1 protein-coding gene is annotated in these 1,281 nt (G+C 50.1%); it reads left to right on the top strand.

The features are described from left to right. Positions 1-895: MFS transporter (locus AC2VLY_RS12840; protein WP_486922408.1), on the top strand; the 895-nt coding region annotated here is incomplete at its 5' end. Between the last annotated feature and the right edge of the window lie 386 nt (positions 896-1,281).

Genomic DNA, 1,281 nt, shown 5'->3' with positions numbered 1-1,281 from the left:
GCCGCAATTGTTAGCCGTTCGTTTTTTTAATGGCCTATCCACGGCGCTTTACGCCCCCGCCGCATCTGCGAAGGTAGCCAAGTCCTTTCCGTCGCAGCGTGGGCACAGACTCGGTTTTTACGGAGCAGCCGAAAATGCCGGGGTCGTATTGGGACCGATCATTGCCGCAGCTACGATTGCACATTTGGGTTTTGCGGCGGCCTTCATCGTCTCAGGATGCATTGGCCTTCTTGCGCTTTTAGCAATTCTCCCTTTTCCACGGGATGCGCCGATTCATGATGGTCGGCGGACTACCGGTGAAGTTCTCCACGTAGCCGTTCAAGGTGTGCGCCAGATCATCGGCGACCCGGCTATTCGTCTGGTGAGTCTGATAGAAGCTGCCCTCTATTTCGGCGTAGGTACGATGCAGGCATATCTGCCTCTGTACGCACTGAATCAGCATGTCTCCATCCTGAATATCGGCTTCTTATTTGGTGCTCAGGGGATAGCGTCGATTTTCTTCCGTCCCGTCTTTGGAAGGGCCTCTGACCACGTTGGGAGAAAACCTTTTATCGTGGCAGGGATCGGACTATGTGCAACGGTAATGGCAACCATCCCCTATATGGGACAACTCCTGCCATTACTTGCCCTGAGCACGTTATTTGGATTAGGCACGGCTATGGTTACACCGGCGACGACGGCGATGATAGGAGATATCGTCAGAAACCGGGATTTCGGTGCGGCCATGGGCGTATTTGGTAGTCTATGGGATGTGGGGCATGCCAGTGGTCCATTAATGGCAGGTGTTTTTATCGCATGGATGGGTTACCGCATCGGGTTTCTGATAATCGCCTGCGTCATGGTCACTGCTCTGGTTATATTCCTTTGTGGCAACTGGAAAAAATCCGCAAGATAATGATGGTATTATCAGTTAACTCTAATTCGGTAATTGATTCTGCGAGTGTTCATTAAAGAACACTATTGTTGTGATAAAAACAATCGTTTATTAGGGTTTGACGAACTCCATTTTGTATTGTTAGCGTACTGACGTCGTGGAGGATTCCACGTACTACGGTCAATATCTATTTGACTACTTTCTATCGATTTTTTAGATGGAGGATCTTAATGCAAGACTCAAATTCCAGATTAATGACGGGCCTTGGTGTATTCGCCTTAGGTGTTTCTATGGCTTTTGCGAGTTCCACGACCCCTGCCAATGCGGCGACCCCAGGATATCAACCACAGGGACAGTCATCCTCACACTCCATGCAGCATGGCGCCTCTTCCTCTGCCCAGCCTTAC

The sequence above is a fragment of the Acidithiobacillus sp. TH-A36 genome (assembly GCF_057473445.1).
Note: the sequence above shows the minus strand (reverse complement) of the source record. Positions and strands in the feature narration are given on the sequence as shown.